Raw genomic sequence first — 25,569 nt, forward strand, 5'->3', positions numbered from 1 at the left:
GTAGAGGATTCATGATGGCTACTGGAAAAATTGTCCAGGTAATCGGCGCCGTGGTTGACGTCGAATTCCCTCAGGATGCCGTACCGCGCGTGTACGATGCTCTTGAGGTTCAGAATGGTAACGAGACGCTGGTGCTGGAAGTTCAGCAGCAGCTCGGCGGCGGTATCGTACGTACCATCGCCATGGGTTCTTCCGACGGTCTGCGTCGTGGTCTGCCAGTAACAGACCTCCAGCACCCGATCGAAGTCCCGGTAGGTAAAGCAACACTGGGTCGTATCATGAACGTGCTCGGTCAGCCGATCGACATGAAAGGCGACATCGGTGAAGAAGAGCGTTGGGCTATCCACCGTTCTGCGCCGTCCTATGAAGAGCTCTCAAGCTCTCAGGAACTGCTGGAAACCGGCATCAAAGTAATCGACCTGATGTGTCCGTTCGCCAAGGGCGGTAAAGTCGGTCTGTTCGGTGGTGCAGGTGTAGGTAAAACCGTAAACATGATGGAGCTGATCCGTAACATCGCGATCGAGCACTCCGGTTACTCTGTGTTTGCGGGTGTGGGTGAGCGTACTCGTGAGGGTAACGACTTCTACCACGAAATGACCGACTCCAACGTACTGGATAAAGTATCCTTGGTGTACGGCCAGATGAACGAGCCGCCGGGAAACCGTCTGCGCGTTGCGCTGACCGGCCTGACCATGGCTGAGAAGTTCCGTGACGAAGGTCGTGACGTTCTGCTGTTCGTTGACAACATCTACCGTTATACCCTCGCCGGTACTGAAGTATCCGCACTGCTGGGCCGTATGCCTTCAGCGGTAGGTTACCAGCCGACGCTGGCGGAAGAGATGGGCGTTCTGCAGGAACGTATCACCTCTACTAAAACCGGTTCTATCACCTCCGTTCAGGCGGTATACGTACCGGCGGATGACTTGACTGACCCGTCTCCGGCAACCACCTTTGCGCACCTTGACGCAACCGTGGTACTGAGCCGTCAGATCGCTTCTCTGGGTATCTACCCGGCCGTTGACCCGCTGGATTCCACCAGCCGTCAGCTGGATCCGCTGGTTGTTGGCCAGGAGCACTACGACACCGCGCGTGGCGTACAGTCTCTGCTGCAGCGTTATCAGGAACTGAAAGACATCATCGCCATCCTCGGTATGGATGAGTTGTCTGAAGAGGACAAACTGGTGGTTGCTCGCGCTCGTAAGATCCAGCGCTTCCTCTCCCAGCCGTTCTTCGTTGCGGAAGTATTCACCGGTTCTCCGGGTAAATACGTCTCCCTGAAAGACACCATCCGTGGCTTTAAAGGCATCATGGAAGGCGAATACGATCACCTGCCGGAGCAGGCGTTCTACATGGTCGGTTCCATCGACGAAGCCGTGGAAAAAGCCAAAAAACTTTAACGCCTTAATCGGAGGGTGATATGGCAATGACTTACCACCTGGATGTCGTCAGCGCAGAGCAACAGATGTTCTCTGGTCTGGTCGAGAAAATCCAGGTAACGGGCAGTGAAGGTGAACTGGGTGTTTTCCCGGGTCACGCACCGCTGCTCACCGCCATTAAGCCTGGTATGATCCGCATCGTTAAACAGTTCGGTCATGAAGAGTTTATCTATCTGTCCGGCGGCATTCTCGAAGTGCAGCCTGGCAGCGTGACCGTTCTGGCTGATACGGCAATTCGTGGTCAGGATCTCGACGAAGCGCGAGCTCTGGAAGCGAAGCGTAAAGCAGAAGAGCACATGAAGGGCTCTCACGGTGACGTGGATTACGCTCAGGCGTCTGCAGAGCTGGCGAAAGCTATCGCGAAACTGCGTGTTATCGAGTTGACGAAGAAAGCGATGTAACACCGGCTTGAACGTTAAAAAGCCAGTCTGGTCTCCAGGCTGGCTTTTTTTATGGCTGCGTTTCAGGAAAAGTGAAACTAAAAAGGTGTTTTAATATTTTGTGATAAATGTCACAAAAATGTTGATCGATTTATCAGCGAGGCGTAGACTCCTTTTCTGTGATGTTCATCACATAAACAAATCCAAAAAAGGAAGCCATCATGAAACTGATCAACAAAATCATCGCAATGTTCAGCAACATGAACGTCTATTTCGGCACGTTCAATCACTGATTGCTGTGATGCCATGTGGCGCTGCGCTGACTCCGCCTGGAGACGCGAGCGCCATCGGGCTTTTACTTCAGCGCCGCCTCCACCGCCGCGCTTTCCAGCTCCTTCCCTTCGCTGTTCACACTTTTTCCCTGCTTTATAAAATAGTTGGTGTTATCAATATTGCCGATCACCGCATCGTCATAGCGCCCCGGCGCACTGCGCACCGATTTATTGCCGCGAAACACACCCTGCGTTGAGGCGTCGCCATACGGGCTGGGCCGGAAGATAAAATTGAAGCGCTGGTTATCAGCCGCAATATTGTTCTCTACCACCAGCTTGCCGGGATTAAAGTTATCGGTAAATCCATCAAGATGATTACCCACCGCTTTGCTGTTACGGATCTGATGCGCTACCGGCTGCCCTTCCCCGCCGAGCTTAAAGCCGTTGCTGGTGTTGTTGCGGGCAATTGAACTCTCGATCACCACTACCCCATTGGCACCATCTTCAATCTTGTTGAACAGGTCAAAACCGTCATCAATATTGTCATGGGCGTAGCAGCGGATCAGGCGGTTCCCCTCCCCTACGCGCATTTTCACCGCGAAGCCGTCGGCGTTAATCTTGCCCGGATCTTCATTACCCCATGACTCAGAATCGACCACCCGGTTATCGCTGGCCCACAGTGCTCGGCCAATCTTCTCCGGCGAGGAGATCTGAATGCCGGTGTCGTCATTACGCCAGGCGATCACCTTTTCAATCAGGTTATGGCTGCCCTGGATGCGCAGGCTCTTATCCGTCACCTCAATCCCTTTGATACGCCAGTAGCTGGCATCAAGCAGCAGGCCATGGATCACCGCTTTACCTTCCGCTTCCAGCGTCTTGCGCTGCTTGAGCAGACCGCTCGCCGTCAGCGGGATTTCGGTATAGGGGTAATCGCCGGCCTGCAGCACGATTTTGCCACCCGGCGGCAACAAGCGGATGGCCGTGGCGATATCCAGCGGTGCGGCGGCGGTACCTGACCCCTCTGCCGTACCCTGCGGCGCTACATGCAGCGTCAGCGCCACCGGGTCGATCTTCTCAACCTTTATCTGCTGAACAACAGGTTTACCTTCCGCTTTCGGCGTGAAGGTGAGCGCAAAGGTGGTGCTTTGCTTCAGCCGCGTCGGTAGGGTGTACATCTCACCAGCTTTTACCGGTTTCTCATTACCGATCACCACTTCATTCTCCCGTACGCTAAAGCTGCCATCGTAGTTGGCCCGTGCCTGGAGCAGATACTTCTCACTGCCGCTTTGCGCAGGTGAGGCAACCTGTACGACCACCGGCTGCGCGGGTGGCTGCCAGGGAGTAGAGGCCATCGTGTGAGCTTCTGAAGTGGTTAACGAGGCGTCGGTAACGGTGATCTTCGCATTACGTGAGGCGAAGAAGCCAACGTAGTAGTGCGCTTTATCCTGTGCCGCAATGAGATCGGCGCGTGGAACCTGCTGACTCACCCAGCGATCGCTCCCGGCGGGTGCCCAACTGCTGATAAAGCCACTGTCCGTGCGCTCAAGCTTAAGCCGGAAGGTCGGGGTTTTTCGCAGATCCACCTCTTCCTGATAGCTGGTTTTGACAATTGCCGCACCGGCATTGCCCCACGGCTGGGTGATGCCCTCCCGGCTGATGGTCTGCATTTTGACGCGGAAATTATCCTTTTTGTCCTGCGTCATAATGGCGTTCATCACCATATTGGAGGCGGCAGGAAACTCTTCATACCCTTCTTTCAGCGGTTGCTGGCGCGCGGGACCGATCACATCGCGCACCAGTAAGCCCGCCCCCTCCTGAGCGGCAGGTTTCGCGCCATTTTCCGGGCCAAACTGATCGACAGTCACGGTCGCCTGTAGCGCAAAATTTTTGCCGACCGGCAGCGTTGTATAGAAGAAGGTCAGCCCATCATGGGCGTTGCCAATTTTGCCGCCGCGGCTCTCAAGGGTAATCGGCTTCGATAGATCGGCGCTCTGCTCGAGAGTCAGCTTTTTACCCGCAATTGTTACATCATTAACGCCAATCTTTTCGGCAAGCACGTTTGATGAGAAATTGAGGTCGGTCGACTGACCGAAAGTAATCGCTTTCCACTTTACTGTAGATTCAGCAAAGGTTGAGGCGCAGACAAGGGAACTGCATATCGCGAGAGCCAGAGGTATTTTATAATTCATTTTATTCTCCTGATGGATAATTGCCGTTTATTATCATCAATATGAAACGGTGTTTCTTTTTTATGGCTCACACTCTTTGCTTAATAAAACATCGTTTTGTTTTGTGCGATCTTTATTCAGGATGAAAAATAACAGCTAACTCATTGTATAAATGAGCAGCAGTGAAAAATGGAGCGACTTTCAGCCGGTAAAGTGCTTTACTTTGCCCGCAAAAGGCGCGCTACAGCGCTCTTTAAATGGAATATTGCGCGTTTCATCAGCACTCCATTTCATGCTACAAAATATGTAGTATTTTCAATATGAAAGAGGTTAACTTCTTTCCCAAATAATAGTCAGGACGAATATGTTGAACGCAAAAATGAGCGTGGTGATCCTTGCGGCTGGCAAAGGCACACGCATGTACTCCGATCTTCCCAAAGTGCTGCATACTCTTGCAGGTAAAGCGATGGTGCAGCATGTCATTGATGCTGCTACGAAATTGGGTGCGGATCATGTTCATCTCGTATACGGCCACGGTGGCGAACTGCTTAAACAGCGCCTCGTAGACGACAAACTTAACTGGGTGCTGCAAGCAGAACAGCTCGGCACCGGTCACGCCATGCAGCAGGCTGCCCCCTTCTTTGCTGATGATGAAGATATTTTAATGCTCTACGGTGATGTGCCGCTCATCTCCGTCGAAACGCTTGAGCGCCTGCGTGCAGCTAAACCGCAAGGCGGTATCGGTCTGCTTACTGTCAGACTCGATGATCCGACCGGCTACGGTCGCATAACTCGTGAAAACGGCGTGGTCACTGGCATCGTTGAACAGAAAGATGCCACTGAAGTCCAGCGGCTGATTAACGAGATCAATACCGGCATCCTGATCGCCAACGGCGCAGATCTGAAGCGCTGGCTCGCGAAGTTAACCAATAATAATGCGCAGGGTGAATACTACATCACTGACATTATCAGCCTGGCTTATCACGAAGGGCGTGAAATTGCCGCCGTTCACCCGCAGCGCTTAAGCGAAGTGGAAGGCGTAAATAACCGTCTGCAGCTCTCCCGTCTGGAGCGTGCGTACCAGGCTGAACAGGCAGAAAAACTGCTGCTGGCAGGCGTGATGCTGCGCGATCCGGCGCGTTTCGATCTGCGCGGCACGCTCTCGCATGGCCGCGATGTTGAGATCGACACTAACGTGATTATCGAAGGCAACGTTACGTTGGGTGACCGCGTGAAAATTGGCGCAGGCGTGATCCTGAAGAACTGCGTGATTGGCGATGATTGCGAGATCAGCCCCTACAGCGTGGTGGAAGATGCCCGTCTGGCAGCGGAATGCACCATCGGCCCGTTCGCCCGTTTACGTCCGGGCGCCGAGCTGCTTGCTGGCGCGCACGTCGGCAACTTTGTCGAGATGAAAAAAGCGCGTCTCGGCAAAGGCTCGAAAGCGGGTCATTTGACTTATCTGGGCGACGCGGAGATTGGCGATAACGTTAACGTCGGTGCAGGAGTGATTACCTGTAACTACGACGGTGCCAATAAATTCAAAACCATCATTGGTGATGATGTGTTTGTCGGCTCCGATACGCAGCTGGTGGCACCGGTTACGGTTGCAAAAGGGGCGACTATCGCCGCAGGCACCACCGTTACCCGTGATATCGCTGAAAACGAGCTGGTGTTAAGCCGTGTGCCGCAGGTGCATAAGCAGGGCTGGCAACGCCCGGTGAAAAAGAAGTAAAGCAATAAGACCGGATAGGCTCAGCGCTGTCCGGCATAGATTCAGGGATGAGGGGAAGATAATCCTCCGCCCGTCAGGCAGTACTTATAACAATAACCCCACTCTCTACAAGGCTCGGGGCGTCCGCAAAGCGGACACGTACACGGAATGATTCGCGGCACCGCACAACGGCGGCCCGATTAGCGACGTGTAAACAGGTTGACCGACAACAAAAGGCATAATGCCAAAATCGGAATCAAAAACTATGTGTGGAATTGTAGGCGCAGTCGCGCAGCGTGATGTTGCAGAAATTCTTCTCGAAGGTTTACGTCGCCTCGAATACCGTGGCTATGACTCTGCCGGTCTGGCAGTGGTCGACAATGAAGGTCATATGACCCGTCTGCGTCGCCTCGGCAAAGTGCAGATGCTCTCGCAGGCGGCGGAAGATCATCCGCTGCATGGCGGTACCGGTATCGCGCACACCCGTTGGGCGACCCATGGCGAACCGTCGGAAGGAAACGCGCATCCGCACGTTTCTGAACATATCGTTGTCGTGCATAACGGCATCATCGAAAACCATGAACCGCTGCGCGAAGCGCTGAAAGCGCGCGGGTATGTGTTTGTCTCCGAAACCGACACCGAAGTGATTGCTCACCTGGTGCACTGGGAGCTGGAGCAGGGCGGTACGCTGCGTGAAGCGGTACTGCGCACCATCCCGCAGTTACGCGGTGCCTACGGTACGGTGATCATAGATACCCGTCATCCCGAGACCCTGCTGGCCGCGCGCTCTGGTAGCCCGCTGGTTATTGGTCTCGGTATGGGTGAAAACTTTATCGCCTCTGACCAGCTGGCACTGCTGCCGGTTACCCGTCGTTTTATCTTCCTCGAAGAGGGTGATATTGCAGAAGTGACCCGCCGTAGCGTGACGGTGTTTGATAAATCTGGCGTGGAAACCAAACGCCCGGATATCGAATCCAATCTGCAGTATGATGCGGGCGATAAAGGTATCTATCGCCACTACATGCAGAAAGAGATCTACGAACAGCCAAACGCCATCAAAAACACTCTGACTGGTCGCATCAGCCATGGCGAAGTCGATCTCAGCGAGCTGGGGCCGAATGCCAACGAACTGCTGTCGAAAGTCGAACATATCCAGATTGTTGCCTGCGGTACCTCTTATAACTCCGGTATGGTTTCACGCTACTGGTTTGAATCGCTGGCCGGCGTGCCGTGCGATGTCGAGATTGCTTCCGAGTTCCGCTACCGCAAATCTGCCGTGCGCCGTAACAGCCTGATGATTACCCTTTCGCAGTCTGGTGAGACGGCCGATACGCTGGCGGCGCTGCGTCTGTCGAAAGAGCTGGGTTACCTGGGATCGCTGGCGATCTGTAACGTGCCGGGCTCCTCGCTGGTGCGTGAATCGGATCTGGCGATGATGACTAAAGCCGGTACCGAAATCGGTGTTGCCTCAACCAAAGCCTTCACCACGCAGTTAACGGTGCTGCTGATGCTGGTGGCGAAACTGAGCCGCCTGAAAGGGCAGGATGCAGCGATTGAGCACGATATCGTGCACGGTTTGCAGGCGCTGCCGAACCGCATCGAGCAGATGCTGTCGCAGGATAAACGCATTGAAGCGCTGGCAGAGGACTTCTCTGACAAGCATCACGCGCTGTTCCTCGGTCGTGGCGATCAGTACCCGATCGCGCTGGAAGGCGCGCTGAAGCTGAAAGAGATCTCCTATATTCACGCCGAAGCCTACGCCGCAGGTGAGCTGAAACATGGCCCGCTGGCGCTGATTGACGCTGATATGCCGGTTATCGTGGTGGCACCGAACAACGAACTGCTGGAAAAACTGAAATCTAACATCGAAGAAGTGCGCGCCCGCGGCGGCGTGCTGTATGTCTTCGCCGATCAGGATGCCGGTTTCACCAGCAGCGACAACATGCACATCATTGATATGCCGCACGTGGAAGAGACGATTGCACCGATCTTCTACACCGTGCCGCTGCAGCTGCTGGCCTACCACGTCGCGCTGATTAAAGGCACCGACGTTGACCAGCCGCGCAACCTGGCAAAATCAGTAACGGTGGAATAATCCTAAACTAGCGTCATCTGCCCATCAGGAGGGTGACGTTAACCTTAGTGTAAATAAGTCCGGATATGCTCCTGAAAAAAGCATACCGGATTTTTTTATGTCTCAAATTCGCATCACGGTTAACCTGGCTGCCGCGCCTGACCTGCTTTTCTGGAAAATGTCCGGCAGTGAATCGCTCTCTGAGCCTTTTGAGTATGCGCTTACGCTGCTGGGTGAAGATGCGAGAATCGACCGAAGCCAGATCCTCGGACAGCCCATCACCGTGGATATTCCCGCGCAGGGCGGCGCGGTAAGGCGTTATATCAATGGCAGGGTGACCAGCGTGGCCGTCTCCTCCGTTGCGCTATCCGGCGAGCGGTACGCCGCCTATCAGCTCAGCGTTGAGTCCGATATCTGGCCAATGCGGCTGGCGCGCGATATGCGTATCTTTCAGGCGCAAACCATCCCGCAGATTGTGCAGACCATGCTGTCCGAACAGGGCGTGAAAGTAGACGATCAGCTGACGCAAAGTTACCGGGTATGGGAATATTGCGTGCAGTACCAGGAGAGCAGCCTGGATTTCATCTGCCGCCTGATGGAGCTGGAAGGGATCAGTTGGTATTTCCGCCACCAGTCGGATAGCCACACGCTGGTGCTGGCAGATGCCGGGACCGCTTTTCCTTCTGCGCCGGGTTATGAGGTGATCCCCTATATTCAAACCGCCGCAGGCGGCGTGGCAGATTATGAAGGCATCAGCCAATGGTCGCTGCACGATCGCGTCACGCCGGGGCTTTTTAGCACCGAAGATTATGATTTTCGTAAGCCCAACGCCTGGCTGTTTCAGGCGAGGCAGAATCCCGTCTCCCCCTCTCCCGGGCAAATTGATGTCTATGAGTGGCCCGGTCGTTTTGTCGAGCAAAATGATGGCGAATATTATGCCCGTATTAAGCAGGAGCGCTGGCGGGTCGAGCATCAACAGATCTCCGCTACCGCCACGGCAAGCGGTATTGCCGCCGGGCATACCTTCCAGTTAACCCATGCGCCGTTTGCGCAGGATAACGGGCGTTATCTGGTGACAAAAACCGTGCTGCACATTGAGGAGAACCGCTATGCCAGCGGTGATGAGGGTGCCAGCTCGCGGCTCATCAGCTTCAGCGTTATTCCCGCGTCCCTGGTGTATCGCCCGGAGCAGCGAACGGCCTGGCCTCGCACCTATGGCCCGCAGACTGCCCGCGTTGTCGGCCCCGCTGGCGAGACGATATGGACCGATAAATATGGCCGTATCAAGGTGAAATTCCATTGGGATCGGCTGGGCAAGAGCGATGAAACCAGCTCCTGCTGGGTGCGCGTCTCCAGCGCGTGGGCGGGGCAGGGATTCGGTGGCGTGCAGATCCCGCGTGTTGGTGATGAAGTGGTGATTGATTTTATTAATGGCGATCCCGACCGTCCCATCGTCACCGGGCGCGTCTACAACGATACCAATATGCCGCCATGGGCGTTACCCGCCGCCGCCACGGTGATGGGGTTTATGACGCGCTCGAAAACCGGAAGTTGTGACAATGCCAGCTATCTGCTGTTTGAGGATAAGCTCGGCGTTGAGCGGGTCGATATGCATGCCGAAAAGGATATGAATATCTCCGTTGAGAATAACCAGGTGATTACCGTTGGTGGCAACAGAAGCCTGACGGTGTCGGGTGAGCTTGCCGATAAGGTGACGAAAAAGGCGGATTTTACATACCACGCCACCCGCACCACGCTGGTGGAGCAGAAGGACACGCGCACGGTGAATAATGGCGAAGAGCTAACGGTCACCAATGGCCGCGTGAAGAGCGTCACCAGCGGGGGGGAGAGAGTGACGATTAAAGGGGGATGCGTTGAGGAGATTGAAGGGGCAGCTTCACAACATGTCACTGCGTTAGTGAGTTATACCTTTGATAGCGGCGTCACTTCGACCATTACCGGCAATCGTAACGAGCAGATTTCTCAACACCTGACGCAGACTATCCAGGGAAATAGCGCAATCACTATTAACGGCAGGTGGGATCAGACCGTTGCCGCAGGGGCGAAAATCTACTCGCCGAAAACGATCACCATTGAGAGCGCTGAGAAGGTACATATTAAGACGCCGCATGCGTTTGAATATAAAGATCATAAAGAGACGGCATCGCTTTTCTCTTTTGATTTCACCGCCCTCAAAGTGGTCACCGAAGGCTCTTCATTTACCCTATCAGCGATAAGCAAGGTGGGCTTAACGAGCCTGAAGTTCGATAAATCCGCATTTGATTTAGCCTCGCACGAAGGGCGCGTCGCATTTGGCAAAGCGATGATGCAGTATGGCCAGGTCATGGCGTCGGTTCATGGCTTAACGATGTTTATGTAAGGGATTGAATATGAAGATTGCGATCGCTTTTTCTGTCCTCTTTATCGTAGGGATGATCGCCTACATCGTTTACCTGTTTAACCGCGATCACCGCATCCAGACGCAGGGACGGGACCTACAGGCGACCATCGAAGAGGTGAGCTATATCAGCTCCAATGATAACGGGACACAAAATATTCGTTACCGGCTGGCGATTCACGATGGGAGCGTGACGCGCTCGGTCGAGGGGAAAGAGACCATTGCTGCGTTCAACGCGCCGAAAATGCAGAAAGGGCAGAAGGTCGATATTAAGTACCTGGATGACCAGCATATTCTGTTTATTTTTGATAAGCAGGCATCGTCGGCGAACCCGGGATAATGAGGGATGGAAAAGAGGCTGCCGGGCGGCAACCTCTGTAAATCTTATTTCACTTTTCGGCTCAGCTCATCAAGCTGCTTCTCAAGGGTGCTAATACTGCGCTGCATATCATCGACTTTACGGCTGAGATCGTCATTATTTCTTTTCAGCTCATCCCTTTCGCGGCCGAGCTTTTCAAGGTCACTTTCCATATCTTTAATTTTTCCCTGCTGCTTAGGGTAATCGCGCTGAATCTCGGAAAGGGTTCTTGCGCTAAGGCCAGATGCCGTTGAGATATACGCTTTCCCCCCAGAAGATGAGCCACTTTCATAGGTCATAATTGCATCGCCACTAACCTGGCTGGACATCATATATACGGGAGATTCTGATGCCTGGCTGAAGGTAGCGGGTAACAACGTTAGCAATCCTGTCGCGAAAACAACCGATCTGTTCATACTCATCCTTAGTGTCCACTCTGTGTGGTGTTAACGACGCTATATATATATGAAAACCAGAGTTTGTCTCCTACCTCTTTTCAGTAGCGTTGAAGGGTAAAAAATCAGCGTCGGATGATTGTGAAGTGCGTGGGAAAGCGCGTGGCAGAGGCGGCGTTTTTGCGTAAATTTTATTCGGTCAGGGCGAGCAGCCTCGCCTTTTCAGCTACATTTGGATTGTCATAAAAATAAAACATCAGAGAATTGTTAAGGTGTTATCTAACCTTAATGCTTTGATTTTTTTATCTAATAAATATTGTTGCTGCGAAAAGCTGTCGCTGTCATTAAACAGTAACAATCGTTGCATATAACTGTCATCAAAGTGTCCTATTTTGCTCCGAGTAGCAACTCAAACAACGATTTACGATTCCTGCAGGAGACATTATGAACGTTATGCGTACCACTGTCGCAACTGTTGTCGCCGCGACCTTTTCTCTGAGTGCTTTTGCTGTCAATGCCGCAGCTAGCCTGACTGGTGCGGGCGCAACTTTCCCTGCGCCGGTGTATGCCAAGTGGGCTGATACCTACCAAAAAGAGACGGGCAATAAGGTCAACTATCAGGGCATCGGCTCCTCCGGTGGCGTGAAGCAGATCACCGCCAAAACCGTTGATTTCGGCGCATCCGATGCACCGCTCTCTGACGAAAAACTCTCCCAGGAAGGTCTGTTCCAGTTCCCGACGGTGATCGGCGGTATCGTACTGGCTATCAACGTACCGGGCGTAAAATCTGGCGAGCTGGTGCTCGACGGCAAAACGCTGGGCGATATCTACCTCGGCAAAATCAAAAAATGGGACGACGCGGCTATCGCCAAACTCAACCCGGGCCTGAAACTGCCTTCGCAGAACATCGCCGTGGTTCGTCGCGCTGACGGTTCCGGTACTTCGTTCGTCTTCACCAGCTACCTGGCGAAAGTGAACGAAGAGTGGAAATCGAAAGTTGGTTCCGGCTCTACCGTTAACTGGCCGACCGGTCTGGGTGGTAAAGGCAACGACGGCATCGCCGCCTTTGTTCAGCGTCTGCCGGGCTCTATCGGTTACGTTGAGTACGCTTACGCCAAGCAGAACAACCTGACCTACACCAAACTGATGTCTGCTGATGGCAAAGCCGTTAGTCCGACCGAAGAGAGCTTCTCTAACGCGGCAAAAGATATCGACTGGAGCAAATCCTTCGCCCAGGACCTGACTAACCAGAAAGGTGCGGATGTATGGCCAATCACCTCCACCACCTTTATCCTGGTACATAAAGAGCAGGCGAAACCTGAGCAGGGCGCTGAAGTGCTGAAGTTCTTTGACTGGGCTTACAAAAACGGCGGCAAACAGGCTAACGATCTCGATTACGCAACCCTGCCGAGCAGCGTTGTTGAACAAGTTCGCGCCGCATGGAAGACCAATGTGAAAGATAGCAGCGGTAAAGCCGTTTACTAATCGCTGAGTTTTGAAGAACATGGCGGATGGCGCTTACACCATCCGCCTTACAGATCCTCTGTAGGCCCGGTAAGCGCAAGCGCCTGCGGGCAACTTCGTAAGACGTCAAACTGAAGAGTAATTTATGGCTGCAACCAAGCCGGCATTTAACCCCCCGGGTAAAAAAGGCGACATGATCTTCAGCGCACTGGTAAGACTGGCTGCGCTGATTGTGCTATTGCTGCTGAGCGGCATCATCGTTTCGCTGATTTTCTCCTCCTGGCCCAGCATCCAGAAATTTGGTTTCTCCTTCCTGTGGACCAAAGAGTGGGATGCGCCGAATGAGATTTACGGCGCGCTGGTGCCCATCTACGGCACCATTGTGACCTCTGTTATCGCTCTGCTGATCGCCGTACCGGTGAGTTTCGGCATCGCGCTGTTCCTGACAGAGCTTTCACCTGGCTGGCTGAAACGCCCGCTGGGTATCGCCATTGAGCTGCTGGCGGCGATCCCGAGTATCGTCTACGGCATGTGGGGGCTGTTTATCTTCGCTCCGCTGTTCGCGACCTATTTCCAGGAACCGGTCGGCAATGTGCTCTCTAACATTCCGTTTGTCGGCGCCCTCTTCTCCGGCCCGGCGTTTGGTATCGGTATCCTCGCCGCCGGGGTGATCCTCGCGATTATGATCATTCCCTACATTGCGGCGGTCATGCGCGATGTCTTCGAACAGACCCCGGTGATGATGAAAGAGTCGGCTTACGGCATCGGCTGCACCACCTGGGAGGTGATCTGGCGCATCGTGCTGCCGTTTACCAAAAACGGGGTGATAGGCGGCGTCATGCTTGGCCTTGGGCGCGCACTGGGTGAAACGATGGCGGTGACCTTTATCATCGGCAACACCTACCAGCTCGACAGCGCTTCGCTCTATATGCCGGGCAACAGCATCACCTCTGCGCTGGCGAATGAGTTTGCCGAAGCGGAATCGGGCCTGCACGTCGCGGCGCTGATGGAGCTGGGGCTGATTCTGTTTGTCATTACCTTTATCGTGCTGGCGATCTCGAAATTTATGATCCTGCGCCTGGCGAAAAACGAGGGGGCGCGCTAATGGCTACGCTTGAAATGCAGCACACCACACAGCTGGCCGAGTCGCGTCGCAAAATGCAGGCGCGCCGCCGGTTGAAAAACCGCATCGCTCTGACGCTCTCGATGGCGACGATGGTGTTTGGCCTCTTCTGGCTGGTGTGGATCCTTTTCTCTACCGTCACGCGCGGTATCGACGGCATGTCGCTGGCGCTGTTTACCGAATCGACCCCGCCGCCAAACACAGCTGGCGGCGGCCTGGCAAACGCCCTGGCGGGCAGTGGCCTGCTGATCCTGTGGGCGACGGTAATCGGTACGCCGCTGGGCATTATGGCGGGGATCTACCTGGCGGAGTATGGGCGTAAATCCTGGCTCGCCGAGATTATCCGTTTTATCAACGACATCTTGCTCTCCGCGCCCTCTATCGTGGTCGGCCTGTTCGTCTACACCATCGTGGTGGCGCAGATGCAGCACTTCTCCGGCTGGGCGGGCGTGATTGCGCTGGCGCTGCTGCAGGTGCCGATTGTCATTCGTACCACGGAAAACATGCTGAAACTGGTGCCGGATAGCCTGCGTGAAGCGGCTTACGCGCTGGGCACGCCGAAGTGGAAGATGATCTCCGCGATTACGCTGAAAGCCTCTGTCTCCGGCATCATGACCGGCGTACTGCTGGCGATAGCGCGTATCGCCGGTGAAACGGCACCGCTGCTCTTTACGGCGCTCTCTAACCAGTTCTGGAGCACCGACATGATGCAGCCTATCGCTAACCTGCCGGTGACGATTTTCAAATTCGCCATGAGCCCGTTTGCCGAATGGCAGCAGCTGGCCTGGGCCGGGGTGCTGATTATCACGCTCTGCGTACTGCTGTTGAACATCCTGGCGCGCGTTGTCTTCGCCAAGAATCGACACGGCTAATTTTTGCGACGCGGCGAAGGCGGCGTCGAGTTGAGGAAAGAGATAAATGAGTATGGTTGATACTACGCCGGGCAAGATTCAGGTTCGTGATTTGAACTTCTATTACGGCAAATTCCATGCACTGAAAAACATCAGCCTGGATATTGCCAAAAATCAGGTGACGGCGTTTATCGGGCCGTCTGGCTGCGGGAAATCCACGCTGCTGCGCACCTTTAACAAAATGTATGAGCTCTATCCTGAGCAGCGCGCGGAAGGCGAAATTCTGCTGGATGGCGACAACATTCTCACCAATACCCAGGATATCGCTCTGCTGCGCGCGAAAGTGGGCATGGTGTTCCAGAAACCGACGCCGTTCCCGATGTCGATTTACGACAACATCGCCTTTGGCGTGCGTCTGTTTGAGAAGCTTTCGCGCCCCGATATGGACGAGCGCGTGCAGTGGGCCTTGACCAAGGCCGCATTGTGGAATGAAACCAAGGATAAATTGCACCAGAGCGGCTACTCTCTCTCCGGCGGCCAGCAGCAGCGTCTCTGCATCGCGCGCGGCATTGCTATTCGCCCGGAAGTGCTGCTGCTGGATGAGCCTTGCTCGGCCCTGGACCCAATCTCCACCGGCCGTATCGAAGAGCTGATCACCGAGCTTAAGCAGGATTACACCGTGGTTATCGTGACGCACAATATGCAGCAGGCGGCGCGCTGCTCCGATCACACTGCGTTTATGTATCTCGGTGAGTTGATTGAGTTCAGCAATACAGACGATCTGTTCACCAAGCCTGCGAAGAAGCAAACGGAAGATTACATTACCGGGCGCTACGGCTGATTGCCGAACCACAGAGGTGGTTGCCACCTCGTTACCACGTGAAATTTGTCGGGCATTTGGAGTGCACCATGGACAATCTGAACCTTAACAAACATATTTCCGGGCAGTTTAACGCTGAGCTGGAAAGTATTCGCACTCAGGTCATGACTATGGGTGGAATGGTGGAGCAGCAGCTCTCGGATGCGATCACCGCAATGCATAACCAGGACAGCGAGCTGGCAAAGCGCGTTGTTGAAGGGGATAAGCAGGTCAATATGATGGAAGTCGCCATCGATGAGGCCTGCGTGCGCATTATCGCCAAGCGTCAGCCGACGGCGAGTGATTTACGCCTGGTGATGGCGATCATCAAAACCATTGCCGAGCTGGAGCGCATTGGCGACGTGGCGGATAAAATCTGCCGTACGGCGCTGGAGAAGTTCTCCCAGCAGCACCAGCCGCTGCTCGTCAGCCTCGAGTCGTTAGGCCGCCATACTGTGCAGATGCTGCATGACGTATTGGACGCCTTTGCGCGGATGGATATTGACGAAGCGGTGCGCGTCTATCGCGAAGATAAGAAAGTGGATCAGGAGTATGAAGGCATTGTGCGTCAGCTGATGACCTACATGATGGAAGATTCGCGCACCATTCCGAGCGTTCTGACCGCCCTCTTCTGCGCCCGCTCTATCGAGCGTATCGGCGACCGCTGCCAGAATATCTGCGAGTACATCTTCTACTTCGTTAAGGGCCAGGATTTCCGCCACGTTGGTGGCGACGAGCTGGACAAACTGCTCGCCGGAAAAGATCCGAAAGAGTAAGCACAATAAAAACCCCCTCATGATAAGGGGGTTTTGCTTTACGCTGACTTGGTGAGTAACTGCCCGGCAAGCGCTGCGATCTCATCGCCTTGCCACACCTTCTCCCGCCAGCGTTGAGGAATTCCCTCTACGCCGTACCAGGCACCAGCCAGCTGCCCGGCAATCGCCGCAGTGGTATCCGCATCGTCGCCAAGGTTGGTCGCCAGCAGGACAGTCTCTTCGAAACTCTCTGCGTGAGCGAAGCACCAAAGCGCCGCCTCAAGGCTTTGCACGCAGTAACCGGTGCCAAACACCTCCGCACGCGATTTCTGCCGGTAATGCCCTTCGGCGATCTGGCGCAGATTAGCCTGTTGCGGCAGCTGCGCAATATCCGTCAGCGTGTCGGATTTACTTTTGCCCTGTAGCGCATTGATGAGCATCTGCGCGAACAGACGACAGCTGGCCAGCGCTTCCGGCGCGGCATGGGTCGTCCGCGATGATGCTTCGGCATACTCCAGCGCCTTTGGCACATCCGGATAGTACCAGAGCACCACCGGCGCCAGCCGCATCAATGAGCCGTTGCCCGCCGTGCGCGGATCGCTGGAGCCGGCAAAGGGTTCGCCGTCGTGCGCAAAGCGCTGCAGCGCAGATGAGACCGTCATCCCGATATCAAAACAGCTGCCCGTAGAGCTTAAATAGCCCCACTTCCACCAGTTCAGATAGCGGTTCATCTGATCGGTCGCATCAAACCCTTTACAGGCGATCAGGCTATGCGCGAGGCAGAGCGCCATGGAGGTGTCATCCGTCCACTGTCCGGCTTTTAAATGAAACGGGCCGCCGCCGACCATGTCGGTGACCGGGGTAAAGCTCTCTCTGGGACTGAACTCTACCGTTGTGCCAACCGCATCGCCGGCCGCCAGGCCGAGAAGGCACCCCTGATAACGCGCAAGTAAATCCGACATCTTTTATTCCTTATTTTGGGCAAGTCGTCAGGAGAAATCTGCCCACAGACGCAGCTTCCCGCAGTGGAGGCAGCGGAAGAGGTAGCCCTGACAGTCGCCGCCGTCGCGCAAATACTCCTTTAGTTTGTCGATATCCATTCCAAAGGCCCGGCAATCGGCGTCCAGATCGGCAAACTGATCCAGCTTGTCGGCTATCTCTTTCCAGCCAACGTAACCGATAAAGGCGCAGAAATCATTGCAGTGTGCCAGCCAGTGCTCCTGCTGCCAGCCGCAATAGCCGGGTGTGCGTTGCGTCAACTCAGCAACGGTCTCTTCCGGCCACGAACTGCTAAAGCCGGTAAATTCGCCCTCATCGTCAAACTCCCCTTCGACACCCTCCAGGCTGCAATCATCCTGAAATGTGCCGTTGAATTTCTCTGCTGCTGAGCCATCGGCAATGCACCAGGGGCAGAGCGTGTCGACGTCTTCAGCAGTAAAGAATGGGTTGGTGTAGTAAACGTCTGTTGGCTGTGAGCAACAGTCGCAGGTCACGGTTTTGCCTTCAGAGAAGACGCCTGTTTCCAGGGGCTGTGGGTGGTATTTGAATACCGGGAGAGGGCGATTATTCTGGTCCATAAAAACATCCTGTCTTGTAGGTAAGTTAGCGCGTAACAGACCACCCGCGAGCGCGCCACAATTCTGGCAGCTGTGCTAAGTCAGTAAATGTCGTCACTTTTGGGTGATCGATAGGTACGTTATGCGGGTCGGCGCAGAAGTAAAAGACTTCCATCCCTGCCGCAATGCCAGATTGCGCTCCGGCGGCGGAATCATCCACCAGAATGCACTTCTCCGGCGAGACATCAAGTACCTCTGCTGCATGGTACATTAACGCTGGATCGGGCTTCCAGCGCTGTATGTCATAGCCACTAAACAGTTTTTCCGGAAAGTGGTGCAACATCCCAAGTTTACCTAATGAGTGTTGCATTTTGCTCACCGGCCCGTTAGAGACCACGCACATGGGGACGCTTACGGCAGCAAGCAGTGCATTAGCACCCGGAATCACCTCCAGCTCACTGTCGAACAGCCGCGCCACTTCGGCGCGATAAACCGGCTCAAGCAGCGCTTTATCCAGCGCTTTACCGTGTTCCTCGCCGATAACATCAATAATTTCATATAGCTTCATGCCTTTAAAGCGCTTGAAGACCTCTTCGAGGTCCAGCGTAATGCCAACGGTTTGAAACATATGGACGTATGCGCGGGAACAGATCACTTCACTATCGACCAGGGTGCCGTCACAGTCGAAAAAGATCGCTTCAATGTGGGACATGCCATTTCCTGTGATTACAAGTTTAACGATTACTTAACGCAGATTGCGGGACGCAATCGTTGCCGTATAAGCAAATTCAATGAAAAAAGTGCGTGATAACCGTCAATACTGCCTCATTTTGGTATAGGATAGCGACGAATTTTCCCTCCTATTCCGGAAATTGATAATGAGCCAACAACAGACCTCCCAGGCCTCTCGCCCGGGGTTGCTTGACCGCGTGTTCAAACTGCGTGACCACGGCACAACGGCGCGCACCGAAGTGATCGCCGGCTTCACGACGTTTTTAACGATGGTCTACATCGTTTTCGTTAACCCGCAAATTTTAGGCGTCGCCGGGATGGATACCAGCGCAGTTTTTGTCACTACCTGTCTGATCGCCGCCTTCGGCAGCATCCTGATGGGGCTGGTGGCTAACCTGCCGGTCGCGTTGGCTCCGGCAATGGGATTGAACGCCTTCTTCGCCTTCGTGGTAGTGGGCGCGATGGGGCTCTCCTGGCAGGTCGGTATGGGTGCGATCTTCTGGGGTGCGGTCGGTCTGCTGTTGCTGACCATCTTCCGCGTACGCTACTGGATGATCGCCAATATCCCGATGAGCCTGCGTGTTGGCATCACCAGCGGGATCGGCCTGTTTATCGGCATGATGGGTCTGAAAAATGCGGGCGTGATTGTCGCCAACAAAGAGACGCTAGTGAGCATTGGTAATCTGACGTCACACAGCGTGCTGCTGGGCGTGCTTGGCTTCTTTATCATCGCTATTCTGGCGTCACGTAATATTCACGCCGCGGTGCTGGTCTCTATCGTCGTGACCACGCTTCTGGGCTGGCTGCTGGGCGATGTGCAGTATTACGGGATTGTCTCTACGCCGCCAAGCGTAATGTCGGTGGTAGGCAATGTCGATCTCGCCGGCTCCTTCAACCTGGGTCTGGCGGGCGTGATCTTCTCGTTTATGCTGGTGAACCTGTTCGACTCCTCCGGGACGCTGATTGGCGTAACCGACAAAGCTGGGCTGGTGGATGAGAAGGGCAAATTCCCGCGCATGAAGCAGGCGCTCTACGTTGACAGCATCTCCTCTGTCACTGGCTCCTTCTTCGGTACATCCTCGGTTACGGCCTACATTGAATCCTCTTCGGGCGTCTCCGTTGGCGGGCGTACCGGCCTGACGGCGGTAGTCGTGGGTTTGCTGTTCCTGCTGGTGATCTTCCTCTCGCCGCTGGCGGGAATGGTGCCGGGTTATGCGGCTGCGGGCGCGCTGATTTACGTTGGAGTGCTGATGACCTCAAGCCTGGCGCGCGTGAAGTGGGAGGATCTCACCGAAGCGGTACCGGCGTTTATTACCGCCGTGATGATGCCGTTTAGCTTCTCCATCACCGAGGGGATCGCGCTCGGCTTTATCTCCTACTGCGTGATGAAAATCGGTACCGGCCGTCTGCGCGAGCTTAGCCCGTGCGTGGTTGTCGTGGCGCTGCTGTTCCTGCTGAAAATCGTCTTTATCGACGCGCATTAATTCCCTCTCCCTCTCCCGTTTCGGGGGAGGGAAAGCTTTATCCTCACGCTTATTCAGATCAACGCTTTTTCGGCGGGCAGGCTGGTGAAACGCATCAGGCGGGAAGCCGGATCGTTGGCGCGGGTCAGCACATCCGTCAGGTAGTGCCACCCTTTCTGGCTATCAAACTCCCAGATGCGCAGGCTTTCAATCGCTGGCGCGACCGCAACAGACCAGATCAGCACATCTTCGGCATCGCACATCACTTCTACCTGCGCATGTTGTGCGACGCGAAGCCGCCCGGAGCCAGGCAGCAGCTGGAGCTGCATCGGGTCATCCTGCATCTGGTGGATCAGCTTCATCACGCTTTGGCGCAGCGTTATCAGCTGCGTTTGCGCTTCACTGGCATCGTTCTGGTTATTTATCCACAACTGCTCATTATTACTGAAGGTGTGTTTCTGCCCGTGCGGGCTATGGAAGCTGCGCGTCGCGCGCTGTAGCTCCATATCAAGGCCGCACTCGCCTTCGGTGGTAATGGCAACACCAACCATATTCCCGGCATAGGCCAGTGAAAAGCCCGGTAGGCTGCTGTCGGCAAAGCGCGGTCTTCCGCTCTCCTCAACCACCATCTCCGGCAGCTCGCTGATGCCATAAAGCATAAACATCATCTCTGCGAGCAGCGCCCTGGAAGCGATATACCGGGAGCGGCGATGTTCCGGAAGTTGACCGGCGGCATCAAGGCACGCCTGGGGGAGCCGGGTCGAGACAAGATGGCCTTCTGAAAGGATCCCTCTTGCAAAGTGTGTCGCCATTTTTCGCTCCGTGATAATGGGCTGCGTGAATCAAATCGATAATCGACATTATCGCCTGTGATGAATAGGTTTTAATGCGAAAAGTCCCATCTGAAAAGTCCTAAGGCGTGATATTTACACTTTCTTTCGTCAATAGGGAACACTTTCGGAAAAAGTGATGAAATGACGGCTAACGAGCGCTAAAACGCCCGCCAGCCGCGGGATGAGGGATTATTTACCAATACAGAAGCTTGAGAAAATCCTGCCCAGAAGGTCATCAGAAGTAAATTCGCCGGTGATCTCGCTCAGGTTCTGCTGCGCCAGACGTAACTCCTCTGCGAGCAGCTCACCCGCCCAGGCGCCAAGCAGCTGCGCTTTGCCCTGTTGCAGATGTTCAGCGGCCATTTCCAGCGCCTGCAGGTGACGACGGCGCGCAAGGAAGCCGCCCTCCATGCTGGTGTCGAAACCCATGCTCTGCTTGAGATGCTGACGCAGCACGTCCACCCCTTCGTTGGTTCGCGCAGAGAGGCGAACAAGTGAGTGATTATTCACTTCGCTGATCCCCGGCTGTTCTCCGGTGACGTCTGATTTATTACGCACCACAGTGATCGGCAATTTCGCCGGTAAACGGGCGATAAAGTCAGGCCAGATATGCGCCGGATCGACGGCGTCGGTGGTGGTACCATCTACCATAAACAGCACGCGGTCTGCCTGTTCAATCTCCTGCCAGGCGCGCTCAATCCCGATTCGCTCCACTTCGTCACCGGCTTCGCGTAGCCCGGCGGTATCAATAATGTGCAGCGGCATCCCGTCGATATGGATATGTTCACGCAGCACATCGCGCGTGGTACCGGCGATATCAGTAACAATCGCCGCTTCGCGCCCGGCCAGTGCGTTAAGCAGGCTCGACTTCCCGGCGTTCGGACGCCCGGCAATCACCACCTTCATCCCTTCACGCAGCAGGCTTCCCTGGCGCGCTTCGGCGCGTACCGCATCGAGATCGCTTATCACATCATTAAGCTGCGCTTCGATTTTGCCGTCGGAAAGAAAGTCGATCTCTTCGTCGGGGAAGTCGATTGCCGCTTCAACGTAGATGCGCAGGTGAGTGAGTGCTTCCACCAGATGATTAACGCGTGCGGAAAACGCGCCCTGCAGGGAGTTGAGCGCCGAACGCGCGGCCTGCTCGGAGCTGGCATCAATCAGGTCGGCAATCGCTTCTGCCTGCGCCAGGTCGAGCTTGTCATTGAGAAACGCGCGTTCAGAGAATTCGCCCGGTTTAGCGATACGCAGCCCGGGCAGCGTCAGAATGCGCTTTAACAGCAGATCGAGGATCACCGGGCCGCCGTGGCCCTGCAGCTCCAGCACATCTTCACCGGTAAAGGAGTTGGGGCCGGGGAACCACAGCGCAATGCCCTGATCGAGGGCGCTGCCGTCGGCGTCCTGAAACGCAAGGTAATCGGCATAACGCGGTTTCGGCAGCTTGCCCAGCACCGCCTGCGCGACGTCGCGCGCTTTCATGCCGGAGATACGCAGGATACCCACACCACCGCGTCCCGGTGGGGTTGCCTGAGCGACGATAGTGTCGTTATGGCTCATGGTTTATTTTCCGAAATCTCAAAATAAGAAAGGCGGTCAGTTGACCGCCTTGTCTGAATCTTACAAGTAATACGCAAAATAATTTACGTTGCAGGAAGGCGGCAAGCTTGTGAGTCCCCAGAAGTTTACATCAGTAAACGACTGGGGTGAGCAAGTGCAGCCAACGCACATGCAGCTTAAAGAATGAAGCGTATTAAGAGCTTTTCTTCTCGCGGCTATGAAGACCACGTTTCTCCAGACCACGGTAAATCAGCTGCTGCTGCAGAATGGTTACCAGGTTGCTGACGATGTAGTACAGCACCAGACCTGACGGGAACCACAGGAAGAACACCGTGAAGATGACCGGCATAAAGGTCATGATCTTCTGCTGCATCGGGTCGGTCACGGTGGTCGGCGACATCTTCTGAATGAAGAACATCGTTACGCCCATCAGGATCGGCAGGATGTAGTACGGGTCTTGCGCCGAGAGATCGTGGATCCACAGCGCGAACGGCGCATGGCGCAGCTCAACGGAGCCCATCAGCATGTAGTAGAGCGCAAGGAAGATTGGCATCTGGATCAGCAGCGGGAAGCAGCCGCCCAGCGGGTTCACTTTCTCCGCTTTGTACATCGCCATCATTTCCTGGCTCATACGCTGCTTATCATCGCCCAGACGCTCACGCATAGCCTGAATCTTCGGCTGCAGCATGCGCATTTTCGCCATCGAGGTGTACTGCGCTTTGGTCAGCGGGTACATGATGCCGCGCACGATGAAGGTGATCGCGATGATGGAGAAGCCCCAGTTGCCGAGGAAGCTGTGGATCCATTTCAGCAGCTTAAACAGCGGCTGAGAGATGAACCACAACCAGCCGTAATCCACGGTCAGATCCAGGTGCGGCGCCGCAGCGGCCATCTTGTCCTGAATCTCCGGGCCGACCCACAGGGTGCTGTTCAGTAAGCCAGTCTGGCCCGCTGCGATGGTAATCGGCTGCGATTTATAGCCGATTGCCGCAACGCCGTTGCCCAGATTCGCAGTGTAGAAGTTATTCGCGCCGTCATTACGTGGGATCCACGCTGTGGCGAAATATTGTTGCAGCATCGCAACCCAGCCGCCTTTTGAGCTGATATTCAGGTTTTCGTCATCGGCGATGGTATCAAACTTGTACTTCTCATACTTGGTATCCGGCGTGGAGTACGCCGCGCCGCGGAAGGTGTGCAGCGCAAAGTTGCTGCTGCCGGTATCGCGGTGAGAAGGGAGTTTGATGGTCTGCTTCAGCTGACCAAAGGTAGCGACTTGCAGCGGTGTTGTACCGGCGTTTTTAACGCTATAGCCAACGTTCACCGCATATTCACCGCGTTTCAGGGTGAAGGTTTTGGTGAAGGTGTTGCCAGCCGCATCGGTATAGGTCAGCGGGATCGCCAGCTCGTTCTGGCCTTCTGCCAGTACAAACGCATCTTTATCGACGTTATACAGCGGGCGTGGACCATTAGCCGGGTTGTCCGGGCCGTTCTGGCCGGTCAGACCGCTTTGCGCCTGGTAGACAAACTCAGGCGTGGTTTCCAGCAACTGGAACGGTTCGGTGGCACCCAGCTCTTTCGGGTACGTCGGAAGCAGTGCCTGCTCAACATCACCACCGCGGGTGTTGATGGTCAGCTCAAGCACGTCGGTTTTAACCGTAATCAGTTTCCCCTGGCCACTGGCCGGAACGCTCTGGTCGGCTGCGTTACCCGCTGCGGTGGTCGTAGTCTGCGTGGTCTGCTGCTGCGCCGGAGGAGGATTTTGTTCCTTCTCCCACGTTTGCCAGATCATGAAAGACACGAACAACAAAGCGATGATAAAAAGATTGCGTTGCGAATCCATCGTTAGTGTTCTCTGGTTTTAGAAGGTCCTGGCGGGACGGGATCGTCGCCACCCGGATGTAAAGGGTGGCATTTTAATACGCGTTTCACTGTCAACCAACTGCCTTTTAACACCCCAAACCTGCGCAATGCCTCAATTCCATAGTGAGAACAAGTAGGGGTGAAACGGCAGTGCGGCCCGAGTAGCGGACTAATCAGGCGTTGGTAGACCCGTATAAGGGCTATCAGGACCCTTGAGCCTGGCGACAATGGCGGCGCCATAATTTTTCCAACGCTTCCGTGAGAGCACGGTTATCGAGGTCGGCAACCCCTTTCTTTGCCACCACCACAAAATCCATGGCCGGCAGGTCATGTTGGTGCAAACGGAAACTTTCACGCGTCAGACGTTTAATCCGATTGCGTTCATGTGCGCGTTTGACATTTTTCTTGGCGACGGTAAGACCGATACGGGGATGCCCCAGCGAATTCAGGCGGCCGAGGATGGTGATTTGCGGCGTGCCAGCCCGTTGTGGCTGCTGGAAGACGAATGTGAAATGAGTGGGAGTTAACAAACGTAACTCCCTGGGAAAAGCGAGCTTAACCACTCAGGGGTTAGCTTTTATTACTTGGAAACGGTCAGACGTGCGCGGCCTTTAGCGCGACGACGAGCCAGAACCTGGCGACCATTTTTAGTAGCCATACGAGCACGGAAGCCGTGAGAACGGTTGCGCTTCAGTACAGACGGTTGAAAAGTGCGTTTCATGGCGATTTCTACCTAAACTTGAATAAATTCACTGACTTTTGCGTATGCCCGAACGAATATCGAACGACCGGCGCGCAAGCCATGGGTAATTAAAGAGGCCGGATTGTAATAATTGTACACTCCGGAGTCAATTCTCTTTCCTTATAGCGCACGTATTTTTGTACAGATCTGCGCAAAAACTAAGCGGCTTCCGGCGCCTGAAAAGAGTAAGACGCGCCGGGGGCAGAATTATACGGGGCAAATGGCAAAGCGCAAGGATCCACCAGGATCTTCCTTAGATCGTTTATGGGATTATTCGGCGAAAACCATTTAATTTTCCAATATGCGGGCTAAATCTTCCCGCACCCGCGCCTGGATCGTTTACACTTAGCGCGTTCCGGATCGGCCTGTGGATAAATCGTGAAGAATCTGTGAGAAACAGAAGATCTCTTCGGCGGTTTACGCTATGATCCGCGGTCCCGATCGCGATCCAGGATCGTTCGAGGACAAAAACCGTAAACAGCGGTTCGCACATCACCCCGCTGGGTCTTATCGATGTGTGTCAAAAAAGATTAATGTCTCTGTCTTTACTATTTATCGATTTACGTTCGAGTGGAGTCCGCC

General features: G+C 54.7%; 23 protein-coding genes. 12 read left to right on the top strand and 11 right to left on the bottom strand.

Annotation, left to right across the window (positions count from 1 at the left end; all coding sequences use genetic code 11):
- Positions 1-14 precede the first annotated feature (14 nt).
- A complete protein-coding gene (atpD, locus tag HF650_RS24170) occupies positions 15-1,397 on the top strand; it encodes a F0F1 ATP synthase subunit beta (RefSeq protein ID WP_187802807.1) in 1,383 nt (460 codons plus the stop codon).
- A gap of 20 nt (positions 1,398-1,417) precedes the next feature.
- The gene (locus HF650_RS24175; protein WP_187800663.1) at positions 1,418-1,837 is read left to right on the top strand and encodes a F0F1 ATP synthase subunit epsilon; all 420 of its coding nucleotides are present in this window, start codon (positions 1,418-1,420) and stop codon (positions 1,835-1,837) included.
- Positions 1,838-2,171: 334 nt separating this feature from the next.
- On the opposite strand, the gene HF650_RS24180 is transcribed toward HF650_RS24175, so the two are convergent.
- Complete coding sequence (locus HF650_RS24180) at positions 2,172-4,277, bottom strand: right-handed parallel beta-helix repeat-containing protein (RefSeq protein ID WP_187800664.1); 2,106 nt, start codon at positions 4,275-4,277, stop codon at positions 2,172-2,174.
- A gap of 343 nt (positions 4,278-4,620) precedes the next feature.
- Here HF650_RS24180 and glmU point away from each other — a divergent pair, with 343 nt between their 5' ends.
- The 4 genes from glmU (at position 4,621) to HF650_RS24200 (ending at position 10,782) form a co-directional block, all read left to right on the top strand.
- Complete coding sequence (gene glmU, locus HF650_RS24185; RefSeq protein WP_187800665.1) at positions 4,621-5,991, top strand: bifunctional UDP-N-acetylglucosamine diphosphorylase/glucosamine-1-phosphate N-acetyltransferase GlmU; 1,371 nt, start codon at positions 4,621-4,623, stop codon at positions 5,989-5,991.
- A gap of 244 nt (positions 5,992-6,235) precedes the next feature.
- Positions 6,236-8,065 (top strand): glutamine--fructose-6-phosphate transaminase (isomerizing), encoded by a 1,830-nt coding sequence (gene glmS / locus HF650_RS24190; RefSeq protein ID WP_187800666.1) that lies wholly within the window; start codon positions 6,236-6,238, stop codon positions 8,063-8,065.
- A gap of 97 nt (positions 8,066-8,162) precedes the next feature.
- Positions 8,163-10,424 carry a type VI secretion system tip protein TssI/VgrG gene (gene tssI / locus HF650_RS24195; RefSeq protein ID WP_187800667.1) on the top strand — a complete coding sequence of 754 codons (2,262 nt, stop codon included), beginning with the start codon at positions 8,163-8,165 and terminating at the stop codon, positions 10,422-10,424.
- 10 nt (positions 10,425-10,434) lie between these two features.
- Positions 10,435-10,782: a hypothetical protein gene (locus tag HF650_RS24200; RefSeq protein ID WP_187800668.1), complete on the top strand. Its 348-nt coding sequence runs from the start codon at positions 10,435-10,437 to the stop codon at positions 10,780-10,782.
- Positions 10,783-10,826: 44 nt separating this feature from the next.
- Here HF650_RS24200 and HF650_RS24205 read toward each other — a convergent pair whose 3' ends face one another.
- Positions 10,827-11,216 carry a hypothetical protein gene (locus HF650_RS24205; RefSeq protein ID WP_187800669.1) on the bottom strand — a complete coding sequence of 130 codons (390 nt, stop codon included), beginning with the start codon at positions 11,214-11,216 and terminating at the stop codon, positions 10,827-10,829.
- Between the two features lie 423 nt (positions 11,217-11,639).
- Between HF650_RS24205 and pstS the strand changes: the two genes are divergently transcribed.
- The 5 genes from pstS (at position 11,640) to phoU (ending at position 16,268) form a co-directional block, all read left to right on the top strand.
- Entirely contained in the window at positions 11,640-12,680 is a 1,041-nt protein-coding gene (pstS, locus tag HF650_RS24210) for a phosphate ABC transporter substrate-binding protein PstS (RefSeq protein ID WP_042714849.1), read from the top strand.
- Between the two features lie 124 nt (positions 12,681-12,804).
- Positions 12,805-13,764, top strand: coding sequence for a phosphate ABC transporter permease PstC (gene pstC, locus HF650_RS24215; RefSeq protein ID WP_076769285.1), 960 nt, complete (start codon positions 12,805-12,807; stop codon positions 13,762-13,764).
- Positions 13,764-14,654 (top strand): phosphate ABC transporter permease PstA, encoded by an 891-nt coding sequence (gene pstA / locus HF650_RS24220; protein ID WP_187800670.1) that lies wholly within the window; start codon positions 13,764-13,766, stop codon positions 14,652-14,654. Before pstC ends, pstA begins: the two co-directional genes overlap by 1 nt.
- 46 nt (positions 14,655-14,700) lie before the next feature.
- Positions 14,701-15,474 (top strand): phosphate ABC transporter ATP-binding protein PstB, encoded by a 774-nt coding sequence (gene pstB / locus HF650_RS24225; RefSeq protein WP_042714852.1) that lies wholly within the window; start codon positions 14,701-14,703, stop codon positions 15,472-15,474.
- A 68-nt stretch (positions 15,475-15,542) separates the two neighbouring features.
- The gene (gene phoU / locus HF650_RS24230) at positions 15,543-16,268 is read left to right on the top strand and encodes a phosphate signaling complex protein PhoU (protein WP_042714854.1); all 726 of its coding nucleotides are present in this window, start codon (positions 15,543-15,545) and stop codon (positions 16,266-16,268) included.
- Between the two features lie 38 nt (positions 16,269-16,306).
- Here the strand turns inward: phoU and HF650_RS24235 are convergent, their stop codons facing one another.
- The 3 genes from HF650_RS24235 to yieH are packed head-to-tail and all read right to left on the bottom strand — an operon-like array spanning position 16,307 to position 18,515.
- On the bottom strand, positions 16,307-17,209 hold the full coding sequence (locus HF650_RS24235; RefSeq protein ID WP_187800671.1) for an ADP-ribosylglycohydrolase family protein: 903 nt from the start codon (positions 17,207-17,209) through the stop codon (positions 16,307-16,309).
- Positions 17,210-17,236: 27 nt separating this feature from the next.
- Positions 17,237-17,824: a PF03691 family colicin E2 tolerance protein CbrC gene (gene cbrC, locus HF650_RS24240; RefSeq protein ID WP_187800672.1), complete on the bottom strand. Its 588-nt coding sequence runs from the start codon at positions 17,822-17,824 to the stop codon at positions 17,237-17,239.
- 25 nt (positions 17,825-17,849) lie between these two features.
- Positions 17,850-18,515, bottom strand: a complete 666-nt coding sequence (gene yieH, locus HF650_RS24245; protein WP_187800673.1) for a 6-phosphogluconate phosphatase — start codon at positions 18,513-18,515, stop codon at positions 17,850-17,852.
- A gap of 166 nt (positions 18,516-18,681) precedes the next feature.
- Here yieH and HF650_RS24250 point away from each other — a divergent pair, with 166 nt between their 5' ends.
- Positions 18,682-20,019, top strand: coding sequence for an NCS2 family permease (locus HF650_RS24250; RefSeq protein ID WP_187800674.1), 1,338 nt, complete (start codon positions 18,682-18,684; stop codon positions 20,017-20,019).
- A gap of 53 nt (positions 20,020-20,072) precedes the next feature.
- Here HF650_RS24250 and HF650_RS24255 read toward each other — a convergent pair whose 3' ends face one another.
- From HF650_RS24255 to rpmH, 6 genes are all read right to left on the bottom strand, one after another.
- A complete protein-coding gene (locus tag HF650_RS24255) occupies positions 20,073-20,810 on the bottom strand; it encodes a hypothetical protein (protein WP_187800675.1) in 738 nt (245 codons plus the stop codon).
- A gap of 210 nt (positions 20,811-21,020) precedes the next feature.
- Positions 21,021-22,385 carry a tRNA uridine-5-carboxymethylaminomethyl(34) synthesis GTPase MnmE gene (gene mnmE / locus HF650_RS24260; protein WP_187800676.1) on the bottom strand — a complete coding sequence of 455 codons (1,365 nt, stop codon included), beginning with the start codon at positions 22,383-22,385 and terminating at the stop codon, positions 21,021-21,023.
- Positions 22,386-22,578: 193 nt separating this feature from the next.
- Entirely contained in the window at positions 22,579-24,225 is a 1,647-nt protein-coding gene (gene yidC, locus HF650_RS24265; protein ID WP_187800677.1) for a membrane protein insertase YidC, read from the bottom strand.
- A gap of 2 nt (positions 24,226-24,227) precedes the next feature.
- Positions 24,228-24,485, bottom strand: a complete 258-nt coding sequence (gene yidD / locus HF650_RS24270) for a membrane protein insertion efficiency factor YidD (RefSeq protein WP_076769289.1) — start codon at positions 24,483-24,485, stop codon at positions 24,228-24,230.
- Positions 24,449-24,808 (bottom strand): ribonuclease P protein component, encoded by a 360-nt coding sequence (rnpA, locus tag HF650_RS24275; RefSeq protein ID WP_076769290.1) that lies wholly within the window; start codon positions 24,806-24,808, stop codon positions 24,449-24,451. Before rnpA ends, yidD begins: the two co-directional genes overlap by 37 nt.
- A 17-nt stretch (positions 24,809-24,825) precedes the next feature.
- A complete protein-coding gene (rpmH, locus tag HF650_RS24280; RefSeq protein ID WP_000831330.1) occupies positions 24,826-24,966 on the bottom strand; it encodes a 50S ribosomal protein L34 in 141 nt (46 codons plus the stop codon).
- Positions 24,967-25,569 lie beyond the last annotated feature (603 nt).

Origin of the sequence: Kosakonia sp. SMBL-WEM22, from assembly GCF_014490785.1 — a bacterium.
In the GTDB taxonomy this organism is placed as follows: domain Bacteria; phylum Pseudomonadota; class Gammaproteobacteria; order Enterobacterales; family Enterobacteriaceae; genus Kosakonia.

Coding starts and splice junctions, on each gene's coding strand:
- atpD (WP_187802807.1), top strand. CDS start 15: ATGGCTACTGGAAAAATTGTCCAGGTAATCGGCGCCGTGGTTGACGTC.
- HF650_RS24175 (WP_187800663.1), top strand. CDS start 1,418: ATGGCAATGACTTACCACCTGGATGTCGTCAGCGCAGAGCAACAGATG.
- HF650_RS24180 (WP_187800664.1), bottom strand. CDS start 4,277: ATGAATTATAAAATACCTCTGGCTCTCGCGATATGCAGTTCCCTTGTC.
- glmU (WP_187800665.1), top strand. CDS start 4,621: ATGTTGAACGCAAAAATGAGCGTGGTGATCCTTGCGGCTGGCAAAGGC.
- glmS (WP_187800666.1), top strand. CDS start 6,236: ATGTGTGGAATTGTAGGCGCAGTCGCGCAGCGTGATGTTGCAGAAATT.
- tssI (WP_187800667.1), top strand. CDS start 8,163: ATGTCTCAAATTCGCATCACGGTTAACCTGGCTGCCGCGCCTGACCTG.
- HF650_RS24200 (WP_187800668.1), top strand. CDS start 10,435: ATGAAGATTGCGATCGCTTTTTCTGTCCTCTTTATCGTAGGGATGATC.
- HF650_RS24205 (WP_187800669.1), bottom strand. CDS start 11,216: ATGAACAGATCGGTTGTTTTCGCGACAGGATTGCTAACGTTGTTACCC.
- pstS (WP_042714849.1), top strand. CDS start 11,640: ATGAACGTTATGCGTACCACTGTCGCAACTGTTGTCGCCGCGACCTTT.
- pstC (WP_076769285.1), top strand. CDS start 12,805: ATGGCTGCAACCAAGCCGGCATTTAACCCCCCGGGTAAAAAAGGCGAC.
- pstA (WP_187800670.1), top strand. CDS start 13,764: ATGGCTACGCTTGAAATGCAGCACACCACACAGCTGGCCGAGTCGCGT.
- pstB (WP_042714852.1), top strand. CDS start 14,701: ATGAGTATGGTTGATACTACGCCGGGCAAGATTCAGGTTCGTGATTTG.
- phoU (WP_042714854.1), top strand. CDS start 15,543: ATGGACAATCTGAACCTTAACAAACATATTTCCGGGCAGTTTAACGCT.
- HF650_RS24235 (WP_187800671.1), bottom strand. CDS start 17,209: ATGTCGGATTTACTTGCGCGTTATCAGGGGTGCCTTCTCGGCCTGGCG.
- cbrC (WP_187800672.1), bottom strand. CDS start 17,824: ATGGACCAGAATAATCGCCCTCTCCCGGTATTCAAATACCACCCACAG.
- yieH (WP_187800673.1), bottom strand. CDS start 18,515: ATGTCCCACATTGAAGCGATCTTTTTCGACTGTGACGGCACCCTGGTC.
- HF650_RS24250 (WP_187800674.1), top strand. CDS start 18,682: ATGAGCCAACAACAGACCTCCCAGGCCTCTCGCCCGGGGTTGCTTGAC.
- HF650_RS24255 (WP_187800675.1), bottom strand. CDS start 20,810: ATGGCGACACACTTTGCAAGAGGGATCCTTTCAGAAGGCCATCTTGTC.
- mnmE (WP_187800676.1), bottom strand. CDS start 22,385: ATGAGCCATAACGACACTATCGTCGCTCAGGCAACCCCACCGGGACGC.
- yidC (WP_187800677.1), bottom strand. CDS start 24,225: ATGGATTCGCAACGCAATCTTTTTATCATCGCTTTGTTGTTCGTGTCT.
- yidD (WP_076769289.1), bottom strand. CDS start 24,485: ATGGCGCCGCCATTGTCGCCAGGCTCAAGGGTCCTGATAGCCCTTATA.
- rpmH (WP_000831330.1), bottom strand. CDS start 24,966: ATGAAACGCACTTTTCAACCGTCTGTACTGAAGCGCAACCGTTCTCAC.